Annotated in this window: 15 protein-coding genes; 10 read left to right on the forward strand and 5 right to left on the reverse strand. The window is 63.1% G+C overall.

What is annotated here, in order from left to right; genetic code table 11:
* Positions 1–28 precede the first annotated feature (28 nt).
* The gene (purB, locus tag ABDZ98_RS08665; RefSeq protein ID WP_160589670.1) at positions 29–1,339 is read right to left on the reverse strand and encodes an adenylosuccinate lyase; all 1,311 of its coding nucleotides are present in this window, start codon (positions 1,337–1,339) and stop codon (positions 29–31) included.
* A gap of 170 nt (positions 1,340–1,509) precedes the next feature.
* Here purB and ABDZ98_RS08670 point away from each other — a divergent pair, with 170 nt between their 5' ends.
* Complete coding sequence (locus tag ABDZ98_RS08670; RefSeq protein ID WP_160589669.1) at positions 1,510–4,305, forward strand: DUF3857 domain-containing protein; 2,796 nt, start codon at positions 1,510–1,512, stop codon at positions 4,303–4,305.
* A gap of 38 nt (positions 4,306–4,343) precedes the next feature.
* On the opposite strand, the gene radC is transcribed toward ABDZ98_RS08670, so the two are convergent.
* A complete protein-coding gene (gene radC, locus ABDZ98_RS08675) occupies positions 4,344–5,051 on the reverse strand; it encodes a RadC family protein (RefSeq protein ID WP_160589668.1) in 708 nt (235 codons plus the stop codon).
* Positions 5,052–5,119: 68 nt separating this feature from the next.
* On the opposite strand from radC, the gene ABDZ98_RS08680 reads away from it, so the two are divergent.
* From ABDZ98_RS08680 to ABDZ98_RS08720, 9 genes are all read left to right on the forward strand, one after another.
* Positions 5,120–8,350: an intermembrane phospholipid transport protein YdbH family protein gene (locus tag ABDZ98_RS08680; protein WP_160589667.1), complete on the forward strand. Its 3,231-nt coding sequence runs from the start codon at positions 5,120–5,122 to the stop codon at positions 8,348–8,350.
* Positions 8,347–8,607 (forward strand): YnbE family lipoprotein, encoded by a 261-nt coding sequence (locus ABDZ98_RS08685; protein ID WP_237437358.1) that lies wholly within the window; start codon positions 8,347–8,349, stop codon positions 8,605–8,607. Before ABDZ98_RS08680 ends, ABDZ98_RS08685 begins: the two co-directional genes overlap by 4 nt.
* Positions 8,608–8,619: 12 nt before the next feature.
* Positions 8,620–9,015 carry a YdbL family probable chaperone protein gene (locus ABDZ98_RS08690; RefSeq protein ID WP_160589666.1) on the forward strand — a complete coding sequence of 132 codons (396 nt, stop codon included), beginning with the start codon at positions 8,620–8,622 and terminating at the stop codon, positions 9,013–9,015.
* Between the two features lie 116 nt (positions 9,016–9,131).
* Entirely contained in the window at positions 9,132–9,449 is a 318-nt protein-coding gene (locus ABDZ98_RS08695) for an AtpZ/AtpI family protein (RefSeq protein WP_160589665.1), read from the forward strand.
* A 53-nt stretch (positions 9,450–9,502) separates the two neighbouring features.
* Positions 9,503–10,294 (forward strand): F0F1 ATP synthase subunit A, encoded by a 792-nt coding sequence (locus ABDZ98_RS08700; protein ID WP_160589664.1) that lies wholly within the window; start codon positions 9,503–9,505, stop codon positions 10,292–10,294.
* Between the two features lie 44 nt (positions 10,295–10,338).
* Positions 10,339–10,566 (forward strand): F0F1 ATP synthase subunit C, encoded by a 228-nt coding sequence (locus tag ABDZ98_RS08705; protein ID WP_011414432.1) that lies wholly within the window; start codon positions 10,339–10,341, stop codon positions 10,564–10,566.
* A gap of 82 nt (positions 10,567–10,648) precedes the next feature.
* A complete protein-coding gene (locus tag ABDZ98_RS08710) occupies positions 10,649–11,146 on the forward strand; it encodes a F0F1 ATP synthase subunit B family protein (RefSeq protein WP_160589663.1) in 498 nt (165 codons plus the stop codon).
* Entirely contained in the window at positions 11,139–11,720 is a 582-nt protein-coding gene (locus ABDZ98_RS08715) for a F0F1 ATP synthase subunit B family protein (protein WP_160589662.1), read from the forward strand. Before ABDZ98_RS08710 ends, ABDZ98_RS08715 begins: the two co-directional genes overlap by 8 nt.
* Before the next feature lie 64 nt (positions 11,721–11,784).
* Positions 11,785–12,663, forward strand: coding sequence for an alpha/beta hydrolase (locus ABDZ98_RS08720; RefSeq protein WP_237437357.1), 879 nt, complete (start codon positions 11,785–11,787; stop codon positions 12,661–12,663).
* Between the two features lie 12 nt (positions 12,664–12,675).
* Here the strand turns inward: ABDZ98_RS08720 and gloB are convergent, their stop codons facing one another.
* From gloB to rpsA, 3 genes are all read right to left on the reverse strand, one after another.
* Complete coding sequence (gloB, locus tag ABDZ98_RS08725) at positions 12,676–13,440, reverse strand: hydroxyacylglutathione hydrolase (RefSeq protein ID WP_160589660.1); 765 nt, start codon at positions 13,438–13,440, stop codon at positions 12,676–12,678.
* A 1-nt stretch (position 13,441) separates the two neighbouring features.
* Positions 13,442–13,846 (reverse strand): GFA family protein, encoded by a 405-nt coding sequence (locus ABDZ98_RS08730; protein WP_160589659.1) that lies wholly within the window; start codon positions 13,844–13,846, stop codon positions 13,442–13,444.
* 94 nt (positions 13,847–13,940) lie between these two features.
* Entirely contained in the window at positions 13,941–15,647 is a 1,707-nt protein-coding gene (gene rpsA, locus ABDZ98_RS08735; RefSeq protein WP_160589658.1) for a 30S ribosomal protein S1, read from the reverse strand.
* Between the last annotated feature and the right edge of the window lie 165 nt (positions 15,648–15,812).

Genomic DNA, 15,812 nt, shown 5'->3' on the forward strand with positions numbered 1-15,812 from the left:
CTTGTGAAGTCCGGCCTTGTGAAGCCGCTTAGCCAAACACGCGGGTAAACACCGTATCCACATGCTTGAAGTGGTAATCGAGGTTGAACTTCTCCTCCAGCTCCTGCTCGCTCATCGCGGCGGCCACTTCAGGATCGGCCTTGAGCAGTTCCAGCAGCGACAGAGCGCCATCCGATTCCCACACCTTCATCGCATTGCGCTGAACCAGGCGATAGGCGTTGTCGCGGGTGATACCCGCCTGCGTCAGCGCCAGCAGCACGCGCTGCGAATGGACCAGCCCGCCCATCTTATCGAGGTTCTTCTGCATCCGTTCGGGATAGATCAGCAGCTTGTCGATCACGCCTGTCAGGCGGGCGAGAGCGAAGTCCAGCGTGATGGTGGCGTCGGGGCCGATGAACCGCTCGACCGAGGAGTGGGAGATATCCCGCTCATGCCAAAGCGCCACGTTTTCCATCGCGGGCAGGGCGTAGGCGCGGATCATGCGCGCCTGTCCGGTAAGGTTTTCGGTCAGGATCGGATTGCGCTTGTGCGGCATGGCCGAGCTGCCCTTCTGGCCGGGCGCAAAATATTCCTCCGCCTCCAGCACTTCGGTGCGCTGCAGGTGGCGGATTTCCACCGCTACCCGCTCAATCGAGCTGGCGACTACCGCCAGCGTGGCGAAATATGCCGCATGCCTGTCCCGCGGGATTACCTGGGTGGAGACCGGCTCCACCGCCAGCCCCAGCTTCTCGGCGACATATTCCTCAACGCTGGGATCGATATTGGCGAAGGTGCCGACCGCGCCGGAAATGGCGCAGGTGGCGATCTCCTCACGCGCTGCGACCAGACGCTTCCTGCCGCGTTCGAACTCGACATAGGCCTGCGCCAGCTTGAGGCCGAAAGTGGTCGGCTCCGCATGAATGCCGTGGCTGCGGCCGATGGTGGGGGTGTATTTATGCTCCAGCGCGCGGCGCTTGATGGCGGCCAGCAGCGCGTCCATGTCTTCCAGCAGCAGATCGGTGGCGCGCACCAGCTGCACCGCCAGAGTGGTGTCGAGCACGTCCGAACTGGTCATGCCCTGATGCATGAAGCGCGCTTCGGGGCCGACCTGTTCTGCCACCCAGTCAAGAAAGGCGATAACGTCATGCTTGAGGATGGCTTCCTTGGCATCGATCGCTTCCACGTCGACCTTGGGATTGGTGTTCCACCAGTCCCACAGCGCCTTTGGCCCGCTTTCGGGGACCACGCCCAGCTCACCCAGTTTCTGAGTGGCGTGGGCCTCGATCTCGAACCAGATGCGATACTTCGCCTCCGGATCCCAGATCGCGGTCATGGCAGGGCGGGCATAACGGGGGACCATGGATATCTCTCTTGCGCAAATGGGGTAAGCCGCGCGGCTAGGACGCGCGCGGCCCGATGGCAAGGGGGCGCACCGGTGATTTCCCGCGCTGCAGCTCCGATTGCATAATTGTGCTTGTGCTATAGTCTCTTGCAAAACCAGCCGTTGCTGCGGCGATTGAGGATTTGTTGATGAAAAGTCTGCGCGCCGCCCTGTTCTGTTCGGCCGTGATCATGGCCGCGCCTGCTTATGCTGGCGACGAAGTGCTTTACGGCGATGTCCCCGACTGGGTGGATCAGGCTGATTTCGACATGGCGCTGGAAGAAAACGGCCCTCCGGAACTGCTGTATGACTGGCAGCACCGGATCGAGGGCGGGGTGGTCCATGCCTATACCGATCATGCGGTGCGCATAGAGAATCCGCAGGCGCTGATGCAGCAGGGCACGCTGACTTTCCAGTGGATGCCCGACAAGGGCGATATCACCATTCACCGGCTGGAGATTCACCGCGATGGCACGGTGCTCGATCTGGTGGGGCAGGGTGTGACCTTCGATGTGCTGCGGCGCGAACAGGGGCTGGAACAGCGTCTGCTCGATGGCGCGCTGACTGCCACGCTGGCGGTGCCGGGCCTGCGCGAAGGCGATGTGCTGCGCATTGCCTACACCATCACCACTGACGATCAGGCGTTGGGAGAGGACGTGCAGGTCACCCAGTTCCTGCCCTCCGCGCCGTGGCAGGTGGGCATGGCCCGCGCCATCGTCAGCTGGCCCAAGGACGAAGATATCTATTTCCGCGCAGAGGACCGCATCAATCTGGGTGAGCCTTTCGAGCGCGGCGACTACCTCGTTCTTGATATAGACCTTCCGCTGTCTCAGCGCGATCCCGTGCCGCGCGATGCGCCCACCCGCTATCGCCGGCCCGAAGTGTTGCGCGTGGGCAGTTTTGCCAGCTGGCAGGACCTGTCCGCGGTGATGACCCCGCATTTCGAGGAGGCAGCCCGCCTTGAACCCGGCTCCGCCGTGGCACGGCAGGCCGCCGATATCATGGCCCGCACAAGCGATCCTTTGGAGCGCATGGCGCTGGCCGTGCGGCTGGTGCAGGACGAAGTGAGCTATCTTCTTGATGGGCTGGACGGCGGCAATTACCTGCCGCAGGCGGCCGAGGATACCTGGGAAAAGCGCTACGGCGACTGCAAGGCCAAATCCGTGCTGCTGCTGTCGCTGCTGCGCGAAATGGGCATTACGTCGGAAGTGGTGCTGGTCACCACGCAGGGCGGCGATGCCATTCCTGAACTGCTGCCGCTGCCCGCGGCCTTCAACCACATGATTGTGCATGCGGAGCTGAATGGCACGGATTACTGGCTCGACGGGACCAGCGCCGCCACGCGTCTGGCCAATATCGCCGACGTGCCGCCGTTCTTCTACGCCCTGCCGCTGCGCGAAGGCGGCTCTGGCCTGATGCCGATGGAGCAGCGCGATCTGGCCAGTCCGCAAATGATCATGACCATGAATGTGGATCATTCCGCCGGTGCCGATTTCCCCGTGCTGTTCACCGGCGACATGCGCATTTTCGGTCCCGGCGGCGTGCCCTTGCGGGCAATTGTCGATGCCGACAGTCCTGAAGTTCTTCGCCAGCTGGCAGCGCGCTTTGGACCCGGCAACGGGCTGGAGGGCGTGCGCATATCCGCCATCGATGTGACCTATGATGCCGAGAAGGCCATCGGCACCGTGCATCTGGAAGGCGTCGCCTCGACCTTGTTCGAATGGCGCGACGGACGCATGGAAATGGACGTTACTTCGGGCATTGATCCTTCCGGCTTCAACCCCGACCGTGCCCGGCCAAGCTGGCGTGAAATTCCCGTTGCCACGCCGGGTCCGGGCCGCCAGCGGTTTGAAACCAACCTCACGCTGCCCGATGGCGGCGCAGGCTATTCGCTGACCGGCGATGCGCAGATGGATAGCGGTTTTGGCAATCTGCGGATCACCCGCGATGCCCGGATCGAAGACGGTGTGCTGCATGTGCAGGCGGAGAATTTCCTCGCCCTGGGAGAAATCCCCGCCTCCGAACTGGGCGCGGCCAAGCGCGCGGCCAGGCGGCTGGAAAGCGATATCGTCTCGCTCGCCACGCCCACTCAGGTGACCTGGCGCTGGGACCTTTCTGAAGAGGAGCGCCGCCGCCGCGCCGCGCCGATCCTGGCTGCATATGAAGCTGCCATCGATTTTGCCGACAAGGATGATTACGGCCCGCTGCAAGCGCGCGCGATGTTCCTGATGAATATCTATGAATTCGAACAGGCGCTGGCCGATTTTGACCTGCTGGTGGAGGAAACACCCTCTGCGTGGGCCTTGCACAACCGCAGTTCCGTGCTGGAAGCGCTGGGGCGGCGCGAGGAGGCGATTGCCGACCTTCAGGCCGCCTATGACCTCGATCCGCAAAATGGCACGGCCTTCTCGCTCGCGCGGATGATGGCCTATGATGGCCACACCGCAGAGGCCAACGAACTGCTCGAATTCCTGCCCGTGGGCGAAGAGGACCGGCTGAGCCTGACAGACGTGATGGCAACCGTATCCGGGCTTGATGGCGATGTTGAAAGCGGCCTGTCGCTGATCGCGGATGAGGTGGCGGACAAGCCCACCAATGGTACCGCGCTCAATGCCGATTGCTGGTATCGCGGCCTGTTCAACGTCGCTCTGGACGATGCGGTGGACCAGTGCACCCGCGCTGTCGAGCGCTCGAGCAATTCCGCGCCTGCGCTGGATAGCCGGGCGCTGGTGCGCTTTCGACTGGGCGATCTGCAACAGGCGATAGATGATCTGGACGCAGCGCTGGAAGTGGCGCCGGGTCTGGCGCCGTCAATGTATCTGCGGGGGGTCGTGCGTCTGACTGCGGGGGACGAGGATGGATCGAACGATATCACCACTGCCCTGCGCATGTTGCCGCAACTGGCGGAATTCTACGCCCGCCACGGGGTAATACCGCCGCGTTGATTTTGGCGCGTTGATAGGGGCGCGTTGATAGTGGCGCGCTAGAGCAGGCCCTTGGCGCGCAGCGAGACCTGCCCTTCGCTGCCCACGATCACATGGTCGTGCACGGTGATGCCCAGCAGCTGTCCGGCCTCGGCAATGCGGTGCGTCATGCGGATATCCTCGCGGCTGGGTTCGGGATTGCCGCTGGGGTGGTTGTGCACCAGGATCAGCGCGCTGGCGCCGATATCCAGCCCGCGCTTGATCACTTCGCGCGGGTGTATCGATGCCTCGTCAATCGTGCCGTCATGCACAAGGTGGTCCAGCAGCAGCCGGTTCCGCGTATTGAGATAGAGCACGCGCACCCGCTCATGGTTCAGATGCGCCATGTCGATGGCGAGATAGTCCAGCAGCGCCTGCCAGCTGCCCAGAATGGCATTCTGCGAGACTTCGCTACGGGCCATACGCCGTGCCGCCAGTGCGGCAATCTTCAGCGCGCCCACGCTGGCATCGGACAGGCCCTTGACCTGTTTCAACGCTTCCGGTTCGGCATTCAGCACGCCCGCCAGCGTGCCAAAGCGCGCCAGCAGCGCCTTGGCCTGCGGCTTGGTGTCACCGCGTGCGCGTGCACCGAACAGCAGATATTCCAGCACTTCGTAATCGGCCAGCGCCTCTGCCCCGCCGCTCAGCAGCCGATCGCGCAGGCGCGCGCGGTGGCCAATCCCGCCATGCTGCTGATTTTCAGCGGCTTCTGGCTGTTTCTCCGGCAATCGGGCGCTCCCTTTATCGATTGATGTGCATTGCCTTTGCCGCCCGCCTCGCGCAAGTGTTGCGCTTCATGGCGCATGAAAGTTCCCACGCAGCCCCAGAGGTCGCACCGCGCCGAAAGCGGCGCATTGGCCGCGCTATTGCCCTGCTTCTGCTGCTGGCACTGGTGGTCGCGCTGGCGCTTGCGTGGATCAGGCGGGAGCAGATCGCCCAGCAGCTGATCACCGATATGCTGGATGGCTACGGGGTGGAGGCGACCTACGATATCGAGAGTATAGAGCCGGGCGCGCAGGTTCTGACCAATATCGTGATCGGTGATCCCGCCGCGCCTGACCTGACCATTGAGCGCGCCGAGATCCGCCTGGAGCCGCGCCTTGGCCTTCCCAGCGTCAGCCATCTGATCCTCGACCAGCCGCGCCTGTTCGGCACCATCATCGATGGCGAGCTGAGCTTCGGCGCGCTCGACCCGCTGGTGTTCACCGGCGAAGAGGGACCGTTCGAATTTCCCGACATGCGCCTGACCGTGCATGATGGCCGCGCACTGGTGGAAGGCGATTATGGCCCGCTGGCGCTGCGGCTGGAAGGGGCGGGGCACTTGCGCGGCGGCTTTGCCGGCGAACTGGCGGGCGTGGCCCCCATGCTGCACCTGCCCGGCTGTGAAGCGCGGCAGGCGACCATATTCGGCGCGTTGGAGATAGATGCCGAGCGCCCGCAGTTTGAAGGGCCGGTGCGCTTCGATGCGCTATCCTGCGCCGATGGCGGTCTGGCGATGCAGGATGGGGCCATCGCCCTGACTCTGCGCGCTGATCGCAATCTGGCCGATCTGGAGGGCGAGGTGGGCATGCGGCTGGGTCAGAGCGACCTGGTCGGCAATCGCATCGCCGCGATGCAGGGCGAGGGCGATTTCGCCTGGCGCGACGGCAATCTGATCGCCAGCTACGACGTGCAGGGGCGCGACATTACCACGCCTGCCGCGCGCATCGCCGCGCTGGCGATCGAAGGCACCGTGCGCGGGCGCGATCAATTCGCCATGGTGGATGTGGAGGCGCAGGCCAGCGGCACCAATATCATCCCCGGCGCCGCGCTGATGCAGACGCTGGCAGACAGCGCGCAGGCGGCAGAGGGCACGCTGATTGCCCCGCTGCTGGGCAAATTGGGGCGGCAACTGGCGGCAGAAACGCGCGGCAGCACGTTCTCGGCCAGTCTCATCGCCCGGCGCAAGGATGACCGGCTGAGCCTGACCGTGCCGCAAGCGAATCTGCGCGGACGCAGCGGAGCCAGCCTGCTGGCGCTCTCCCGCGCGCAGCTGGCGTTTCCTGAAACTGGACCGGATTCTGGCCCGGATTCTGGCGGCGATTCCGGCCTGCCGCTGTTCTCGGGCAATTTCATCACCGGCGGCACCGGACTGCCGCGCATTTCCGGGCGGATGGAGCAAGGCGCAAGTGGCGCGCTGGAACTGCGCATGCAGATGCCCGATTATGCCGCCGGCGATGCGCATCTGGCGCTGCCGGACCTGCATTTGACGCAAAGCCGCAATGGTGCCCTGACCTTCACCGGCAATCTGGTGGCGAGCGGAGCCTTGCCCGGTGGCTTTGCCAGCGATCTGGCCGTGCCGCTGACGGGCAGAATATCCTCCTCCGGCGCGCTGTCGATGTGGGATGGCTGCACCGCTGTTCGCTTTGACCGGCTGGTTGTCTCCAGCCTTGAACTGGGCCGCCAGCAGGTGACGCTATGTCCGCCGTCCGGCTCCCCCATCCTGAGCTATGGACCGGGCGGACTGGCACTGGCGGCGGGCACGCCCTCGCTGCAACTGGCGGGTATGCTGGGGGAAACGCCGATCCGCATTGCCAGCGGGCCGGTGGGAATCGCCTATCCAGGCGCCCTGTCGGCGCGCAACCTCGATATCGAGATGGGGCCAGTAGCGTCGCCGATGAAGTTCGTGCTGGAAGATGTTTCGGCCCAGTTGGGAGAGGAGATTTCGGGGATATTCACCGGCGTGGACGTGCTGCTCGATGCCGTACCGCTGGATGTCCTGCGGGCCAGTGGCAACTGGCGCTTTACCGCTGGCAGGCTGGACATATCGGACGCGCGCTTCACGCTGGAAGATCGCCAGGCGGTAGACCGCTTCAACCCGCTCACCGCCCAAGGTGCCACGCTCTCACTGGCAGACAACCGCATCACCAGCGCCTTCGAACTGCATCATCCGGCCAGCGATGCCAGAGTGGTGAACGTGACGATGGCGCATGACCTTGGCACGGCGGCGGGCCATGCGGACCTGCTGGTCAATGCGCTGACCTTCCGCCCGGATTTTCAGCCCCGCGACCTTTCCGAACTTTCCTATGGCGTGGTCAGCCTGGTGGATGGCACGGTCACCGGGCGCGGGCGGATAGACTGGGATGCACAGGCGATCACCAGCACCGGCACATTCTCCAGCGACAGGCTCGATCTTGCCGCAGCCTTCGGCCCGGTAAAGGGCGCGCGCGGGACGGTGGTTTTCACCGATCTGCTGGGCCTGACCACCGCGCCCGGCCAGCGCATCTACATCGACGCCATCAACCCGGGGATCGAGGTCTATGATGGCGAGGTCGCCTTCTCCCTGCGCGGCGGCACGCTGCTGGAGCTGGAGGAAGCGCGCTGGCCGTTCATGGGCGGGGAACTGACCATGCGGCCGCTCACCATGTCCATCGGGGTGGAGGAAGTGCGGCGCTATGTTTTCGATCTCAGGGGTCTGGAAGCATCCCGCTTCATCGATCACATGGACCTCAACAATCTCAGCGCGTCGGGCATGTTTGACGGCACCATACCGATTGTGTTTGACGCAATGGGCAATGGCCAGCTGGAAGGCGGGCAACTTGTGGCGCGGCCGCCCGGTGGCAATGTCTCCTATGTCGGGGAGCTGACCTATGAGGACATGACGCCGATGGTGAATTTCGCCTTCGCCGCGCTACGCAGCCTCGATTACCGGGAAATGAGCATTGCCATGAATGGCCCGCTGACCGGCGAACTGGTCACCCGCGTGCGCTTTGACGGGGTCAGCCAGGGCCAGGGGACTCAGAGCAATTTCATCACCCGGCGCATCGCCAACCTGCCGATCCGCTTCATCGTCAACGTGCGCGCGCCGTTCTACCAGATGATGACAGACCTGCGTTCCTTGTATGATCCTTCCGCCGTGCGCGATCCGCGCACTCTGGGCCTGATGAGCGATGACGGCACACGGTTCGTGCCCGGCAACAGGCAACGTCCAGCCACACTTCCAGATGAATCCGATATTCAGCCCCCCGAAAGCGAGGCAATGCCATGAACACCGTCAAATTGACCAACCAACGCTGCGGAGCGCATAAGGACCCGATGAGGGACCTTAAGGCATTTCCAACGCGGAGCGCGGTGTTGTTGCCAGGCTTGCTGGCGGGTTTGCTGGCGCTATCGGGCTGTATAACGGTGAACGCGCCGTCAGAACCGATCGTGATCGAACTCAACATCAACATCACGCAGGAAGTGATTTACCGCCTGGCAGAGGACGCCGGGAATGCGATTGATGAAAACGCCGACATTTTCTGACGGAGCCGAAACATGAACAATAACCCGATCCGCCGATTTGCCCTGCATGCCGCGATGGCCGCCATGATGGTGGGCACATTGGCCGTGCCAGCTTCGGCACAGCGCGATCCCGCCTATGCGGCGGCGCGCGCCAATGGCCAGATAGGCGAGAAGATGGATGGCTATCTGGGCATCGTCGGCAATGCCACGCCCGAATTGCAGGCCATGGTCAATGATCTCAACAATCGCCGCCGCGCCGTTTATACCGAGCGTGCGCAGGCAGAAAATGCCACGCTGGAAAGCTACGCGCTGACCGCCGGCTGTCTCGCCATTTCCCGCACGGAAGTGGGCGAGATGTATCAGGCGCCCGATGGCAGCTGGCAAAGGCGCACCTCTGCGCCCCCGTTGCGCGATGCGCGTTGCCCCTAAAAGCGGGAAGATTGCTACCCCACCGGTTGACTCGAATATGACCCCCGCCTAAGGGGGCGGCGCCCTTGGCGGGCACCTTTCGTTGCCCGTGCCGTCGCCTTGCAAGAGGAGTAGGCATGAGCGAAGAAAGTCCCGCACGGGAACCCATCGGTGAGGATGCGCGGATCGACGCGCTCGAAGAGCGGCTCAAGGCTGCACGCGAGCGGGAAGAACAGCGCAACCGGCCGCAGGTCCAGGGTGCCGATGCCAATTACCGGCTCGGTAACCAGGTGCTTGCGCAGCTAATCGGTGGGCCTCTTGGAGGGGCCGTTATCGGCTGGGCCATAGACAGGCTTGCCGGTACCAGCCCCTGGGGTCTGTTGGTGATGTTGTTCTTCGGGATAATTGTCGCCTTCAGGAACATAATACGAATTTCGAACCGCCGCCCGGACTGATTTTCGGGCGAGCGGTTTTCAAGGTTCTGGCAGGTTTAGGGAAGCGAAACACAGTGGCAGGCGAAACGGCCAAGGTCGATCCTATGCACCAGTTCACCATCGAGCCGCTTTTCGGCTCCGGTGGTTGGGAACTGGCAGGCTACAACATTGCCTTTACCAACAGTGCGCTGTGGATGGCGATCTCTGCCATCGCGCTGTGGGTTTTCATGTTTGGCGGCATGAAGCGCGAGCTGGTGCCCGGCCGCTGGCAGATGGCTGTGGAAAGCTTCACCGGTTTTGTCGATGACATGCTGGAAGCCAATGTGGGCAAGGCGGGGCGCAAATATGTGCCTTATATCTTCAGCCTGTTCATGTTCATCCTGTTCGCCAACCTGCTGGGGCTGATGCCGCTGGGCGTTGTCGGCGTGCACCCGTTCACCTTCACCAGCCACTTCACCGTCACCGGCGTGCTCGCGATCATGAGCTTTTCGATCGTGCTGATCGTCGGTTTCTGGAAGCATGGCCTGCATTTCTTCAGCCTGTTCGTGCCGCAGGGCACGCCGCTGCCGATGATCCCGATCATCTTCCCGATCGAACTGATTTCCTTCCTCGTGCGTCCCTTCAGCCTCGGCCTGCGACTGTTCGTGGCCATGATGGCCGGACACGTGCTGCTTGAAGTGCTGTCCAGCTTCGTGATCGATGGCATGAACGCCTTTTCCAGTGGCATCGGCCCTGTGGTCGGCGTGCTCAGCTTCATCCTGATGATTGGCATCTGCGCCCTGGAAATCCTCGTTGCGGGCATCCAGGCCTATGTCTTCGCACTGCTCTCGTCGCTGTATATAAACGACGCCGAGAACCTTCACTAATCGCCTGTTTCGACCAATAGAATTTACACAAAGGAGTTATAATAATGGACGCAGAAGCTGCAAAGCTCGTTGGTGCGGGTCTCGCTGCTATCGGTGCCGGCATGGCCGCCATCGGTGTGGGTAACGTATTCGGCTCGTTCCTTGAAAGCGCACTGCGCAATCCGGGTGCGGCAGACGGCCAGCAGGGCCGCCTGTTCATCGGCTTCGCCGCTGCCGAGCTGCTCGGCCTGCTGGCCTTCGTCGTCGCGATGATCCTGATCTTCGTCGCCTGATCGACCAAATCCTTCCCGGCCGGGCGATCATCGTCTGGCCGGGGTTTGAACCTGTTCTCCTGTTGACAGACGGAATCCGTCCATGCCCCAGATTGCCCAAATCCTCGAGACATGGTCCAGCCAGGTTTTCTGGTTGCTGGTCGTGTTTGGCGCGGTGTTCTTCGTCATCGGACGGGGCATGGTGCCGCGTGTGATGGATAACATCGGCATGCGCGACAAGCAGATTGCCGACGACCTTGCCGCAGCGCAGGCCGCCCGTGATGCTGCGGACGAACAGGAAGATGCCTGGCGCAAGCGCGAGAATGAAAATCGTGCCGCCGCGCAGGCTCTGGTGCATGAAGCCAAGGCCAAGGCCGCAACTTCTGCAGAAGCGAAACTCGCAACCGTACAGGCTGCGATCGACACACAGGCAGCTGAGGCCGAAGCGCGCATTGCCGCTGCCAGCCATGCTGCTGCGGCCGAGATCGAAGCTGTCGCCAGCGAAGCGGCGCAGGATATCGTGGCCCGCCTTGCTGGTGTCAAAGTGACCAAGTCTGTGGCTGGTGCCGCTGTTAAGAAGGCGATGATGGCCAATGGCTAATCCGGAAACTCCTCTGCCGCAGGTTTTTGAAACCGAAGCCGCCCAGACCTTCGTCGAAGAAGGCCACGGCGGAACAGTGGAGCATGCCGAACCCGAGCTGCTCGGCCTGGTGCCGTTCCAGTGGGTTTCGCTGGCCATGCTGGTGCTGATCCTGATCGCCATTTTCGGCGCCAAGGTGCACAAGACCATTGCCGGCGGTCTTGACGCCAAGATCGCCACCATCCGCGAACAGCTGGATGAAGCCCGCAAGCTGCGCGAAGAAGCCGAAGCGCTGCGCGCCGAATATGCGGCCAAGATCGCCAATGCGGAAAAGGACGCAGCATCGATGATCGAGAACGCCCAGGTTGAGGCGGATTCGATCATCGCCAAGGCCGAAAGCGACACCGCGGCCATGATCGCCCGGCGTGAGAAGATGGCGGGCGAGAAGATCGCCGCTGCCGAACGTCTGGCTATCGATCACCTGCGCGCCCGCGCGGCCGATGCCTCCACCGCTGCGGCTGCCGCGCTGATTGCCGAAAAGCATGATGCTGCTGCCGATGCAGCGCTGGCCGACAAGGTCATCTCCGAACTATAAACCGTGCGCTGCTTGACGGCAGCACCCGCGCACAGCACCATCCGCTCACTGTGGGAGAGGGTGGATGATGAGATGTGTGCGCGGCCTGTTGCCGGCGCTGTTGTTGCTGCCGGCCGCAAGCGCTGTGGCTCAGGATGCAGAGGACCCCGGCACGCGCATCGCGCTGTGGGACAATGGCGTTCCCGGCCATGAGGAGCGGCGAGAGATCGCCCAGGTCTCGCGAGAATACTGGACGCGGCAGGTCAACGATCCGGCCATCGTCCATTTCCCCGCTGCCGCCGGAACGGGCACCGGCGCTTCTGTCGTGATCATGCCGGGCGGGGCGCATGAATTCCTCGTCACCACGACCGAAGGCACTGATGTGGCGCGCTGGTTCGCCGCCCGCGGAGTGAGCGCCTTCGTGCTCTATTACCGCCTTGCCAATGAGGAGGTGTCGCCGTGGGATATTGAAGATGCGCGCCAGGATGCAGAACGCGCCGTGCGACTGATCCGCGCGCGGGCCGATCAATTTGCGCTCGATCCGCACAAGATCGGCGTGATGGGCTTTTCGGCAGGCGGGGAACTGGCGCGCATGACGCTGCTCAGTCCGCCCGTGCCGCCCGAAGGGGCAGGCGATGCGCTGGACCGGGGCGATGCGCGGCCCGATTTCGGCATACTGGTATTTCCCGGCCCGATGCACGGCGATGTGGAGGATACCGGGCCCGGCGCGCCGCCCTTGCTGCTATCCGCCGCTGCCGACGATGAATGCTGTTCGCAGCCCGTCATCGACATCTTCCTCGCCTACCGCGCCGCTGGCGGTTCTGCCGAACTGCACATCTACCAGGAGGGCGGCCACGCCTATAACATGGGCGAGGCGAGCGATCTGGTCTCGCTCCAGCGCTGGCCCGGACGGATCGAGGACTGGATGGTCGATCGCGGGCTGATGGCGCCCCGTCAGCCGTAAATCAGGCGCGGATCAGAAACTGTCCTTCGCGGCCCTGAGTGCGGCGAAAGTCTGGTACGGCAGATCGCCGCCCCAGCGGGCTTGCAACGATGGATCGTCTGCGCGCAGGAACGGGTTGGTGTGCAATTCACGCTCCAGCACAAAGGGAACCGTCGGCTCATCGCGGCTGCGCTTGTCGGCGATCTCATCCGCATAGGCCCGCAGCGCCTCATTCTCAGGATCGGCGTGGAGCGCGAAACGGGCGTTGGATGCGGTATATTCGTGCGCGCAATAAAGCACGGTCTGCGGCGGCAGCGAACGCACCCGCACCAGCGAATCCCAGAATTGCGGGGCGGTGCCTTCGAACATCCGCCCGCAGCCCAGCGCAAACACGCTGTCGCCCACGAAAGCCATGTCGCTGCCGGGCAGGTGATAGGCGATGTGGCCCATGGTGTGGCCGCTCACGTCGATCACCTGCGCTGTGTGATCTCCCAGCTTCACCAGGTCGCCATCGCGCACGGTGCGGTCAATCCCGGCGATCTTCTCGGCATCGCCCAGCGGGGCGGTGATGGTGCATCCGGTCGCGGCCTTGATCGCTTCATTGCCGCCGGCGTGATCGGGATGCCAGTGGGTGTTCCAGATCTGCGTGATCGTCCACCCCTTCAGCGCCGCCTGGCGCAGGTACTCATCGGCATCGGGCGTATCGATGCAGGTCGTCTCGCCGCTGGCCGGATCGTGCACCAGATAGCCGTAATTGTCCGACAGGCAGGGGAATTGGTGGATTTCAATCTGGCTCATATCAGCTTCCTCGTCCCTGTTGGTGGCGGGGGATGCCGCCGGGCACCTGAACCCAGTCGAAGCGGCCCTGTTCATACACGGACCGGGTGGGCGCAAGCTGTGCCCCTTCCTCCAGCGTTCCCAGCGTCAGCCCCATGATCTGGGGCATGCGGCTTGCAAGGCCATACACGGTGCTGCCGCAATCGGGGCAAAAACCGGTGGTAAACGTGAAACCGTTGTCGCTTGGCCGGGTGAATTCGCGCGCCTCACCCTCCACACTGACCGCATCTCTGGGGAAATAGGCCATCGCGCCAAAGGGCGACCCGCTGCGTTTGCGGCAGTCGCTGCAATGGCACAGCACGGTGGCCGCGTCCGTCCTGTCCGCCACGCTGGCGCTCAGCTTTCCGCATTGGCAGCTTGCTCTCATGGCGCGCAGTCTATGCTTTCCTGCCGGCAAAAGAAAAGGCCCGCCCGCGAATGTCGCGGACGGGCCTTTTTCTGGTCGCTGTGAAGCGAAAGGCTTACTCGCCTTCGCCCTTCTTGAGAGCGGCGCCGAGGATGTCACCCAGCGAAGCACCCGAATCGGACGAACCGAACTGTGCCACTGCTTCCTTCTCTTCCGAGATCTGGCGGGCCTTGATGGAGAAGTTGGGCTTCTTCGAACGATCGAAGCCGGTAACCATCGCATCGACCTTCTGACCGGTCTGGAAGCGATCGGGACGCTGTTCGTCACGATCACGGCCAAGGTCAGAACGCTTGATGAAGCCGGTTGCGCCATCGTCGCCCACCTGCACTTCGAGGCCGCCATCGCGAACTTCGAGCACGGTAACGGTAACCACATCGCCGCGCTTGTGCGCACCGGAAGTGGAACCGCCTTCGGCAGGAGCACCCTTTTCAAGCTGCTTCATGCCGAGCGAGATACGCTCCTTCTCGACATCGACATCGAGCACCACGGCATTGACCTCTTCACCCTTGCGGTGAAGTGCCAGTGCGTCTTCGCCCGAAATGCCCCACGCGATGTCGGACATGTGAACCATGCCGTCCACATCGCCGGGCAGGCCGATGAACAGGCCGAATTCGGTGGCGTTCTTGACTTCGCCCGACACGGTCGAGCCGACCGGATGCGTTTCGGCGAATTCTTCCCACGGATTGCGCTGGGCCTGCTTGAGGCCGAGCGAGATGCGGCGCTTTTCCGAATCCACTTCCAGAACCACGACTTCCACTTCCTGCGAGGTGGAGACGATCTTGCCGGGGTGGACGTTCTTCTTGGTCCAGCTCATTTCGGAAACATGGACCAGGCCTTCGATGCCCGCTTCCAGTTCCACGAATGCGCCATATTCAGTGATGTTGGTGACGTTGCCGCTGACCTTCATGCCAATCGGGTACTTGGCGGCGACGCCTTCCCACGGATCGCTTTCCAGCTGCTTCATGCCCAGCGAGATGCGCTGCGTATCGGCATTGATGCGGATGATCTGGACCTTCACGGTCTGGCCGATCTCGATCACTTCGCTGGGGTGGTTGACGCGCTTGTAGCTCATGTCGGTGACATGCAGCAGGCCGTCGATACCGCCCAGGTCCACGAACGCACCGTAATCGGTGATGTTCTTGACCACGCCTTCGGTAACCTGGCCTTCTGCCAGGCCTTCGATCAGCTCGCTGCGCTGTTCGGCGCGGGTCTCTTCCAGCACGGCGCGGCGTGATACCACGATATTGCCGCGGCGGCGATCCATCTTCAGGATCTGGAACGGCTGCGGCATTTCCATCAGCGGGGTAACATCGCGCACGGGGCGGATATCGACCTGGCTGCCGGGCAGGAAGGCCACGGCGCCGTCGAGGTCGACAGTGAAGCCGCCCTTCACGCGGCCGAAGATACGGCCTTCGACGCGCTTGCCTTCGCCAAATTCGCTTTCCAGCTTGTCCCAGGCAGCTTCGCGGCGGGCGCGGTCACGGCTGAGCATGGCTTCGCCATCGGCATTTTCGACGCGGTCAACGAAGACTTCAACTTCGCTGCCGACGGTCAGGCCGTGGTCGTCATCGCCACGCGAGAATTCCTTGAGGGAGACGCGGCCTTCGCTCTTGAGGCCTACGTCGACAACGGCCATGCCGTTTTCAATTGCGGTAACGGTGCCCTTGACCACGCGGCCTTCAAAGCCGCCATCGGCGCCGCCGAGCTGTTCGTCGAGCATTGCCGCGAAATCATCGCGGGTCGGATTGGCTGTAGATGCCATAAAAGACAGTTTCCTGTTTCAGTTGTATTCCGGCCACCGGGTTGTTTTCCGGGGTCTTTTCTCCACCTTGGCGGAATTGCCTTGGCGGGCCAAAAGGGGCCGATCTGCCCGTGTGGCCGCATGCCGCACAGGCGTTCCTTGAACAGGGCATCTCAGCAGCAGCAA

Origin of the sequence: Alteraurantiacibacter aestuarii (assembly GCF_039523595.1) — a bacterium.
Classification (GTDB): domain Bacteria; phylum Pseudomonadota; class Alphaproteobacteria; order Sphingomonadales; family Sphingomonadaceae; genus Alteraurantiacibacter; species Alteraurantiacibacter aestuarii.

Excerpts from the sequence above, each read along its gene's own strand:
- ABDZ98_RS08695 (WP_160589665.1), top strand. The coding sequence starts at position 9,132 with ATGAGCGAAGAAAGTCCCGCACGGGAACCCATCGGTGAGGATGCGCGG.
- ABDZ98_RS08680 (WP_160589667.1), top strand. The coding sequence starts at position 5,120 with ATGGCGCATGAAAGTTCCCACGCAGCCCCAGAGGTCGCACCGCGCCGA.
- ABDZ98_RS08720 (WP_237437357.1), top strand. The coding sequence starts at position 11,785 with ATGATGAGATGTGTGCGCGGCCTGTTGCCGGCGCTGTTGTTGCTGCCG.
- ABDZ98_RS08670 (WP_160589669.1), top strand. The coding sequence starts at position 1,510 with ATGAAAAGTCTGCGCGCCGCCCTGTTCTGTTCGGCCGTGATCATGGCC.
- ABDZ98_RS08730 (WP_160589659.1), bottom strand. The coding sequence starts at position 13,846 with ATGAGAGCAAGCTGCCAATGCGGAAAGCTGAGCGCCAGCGTGGCGGAC.
- ABDZ98_RS08685 (WP_237437358.1), top strand. The coding sequence starts at position 8,347 with ATGAACACCGTCAAATTGACCAACCAACGCTGCGGAGCGCATAAGGAC.
- ABDZ98_RS08715 (WP_160589662.1), top strand. The coding sequence starts at position 11,139 with ATGGCTAATCCGGAAACTCCTCTGCCGCAGGTTTTTGAAACCGAAGCC.
- gloB (WP_160589660.1), bottom strand. The coding sequence starts at position 13,440 with ATGAGCCAGATTGAAATCCACCAATTCCCCTGCCTGTCGGACAATTAC.
- ABDZ98_RS08705 (WP_011414432.1), top strand. The coding sequence starts at position 10,339 with ATGGACGCAGAAGCTGCAAAGCTCGTTGGTGCGGGTCTCGCTGCTATC.
- rpsA (WP_160589658.1), bottom strand. The coding sequence starts at position 15,647 with ATGGCATCTACAGCCAATCCGACCCGCGATGATTTCGCGGCAATGCTC.
- purB (WP_160589670.1), bottom strand. The coding sequence starts at position 1,339 with ATGGTCCCCCGTTATGCCCGCCCTGCCATGACCGCGATCTGGGATCCG.
- ABDZ98_RS08690 (WP_160589666.1), top strand. The coding sequence starts at position 8,620 with ATGAACAATAACCCGATCCGCCGATTTGCCCTGCATGCCGCGATGGCC.
- ABDZ98_RS08710 (WP_160589663.1), top strand. The coding sequence starts at position 10,649 with ATGCCCCAGATTGCCCAAATCCTCGAGACATGGTCCAGCCAGGTTTTC.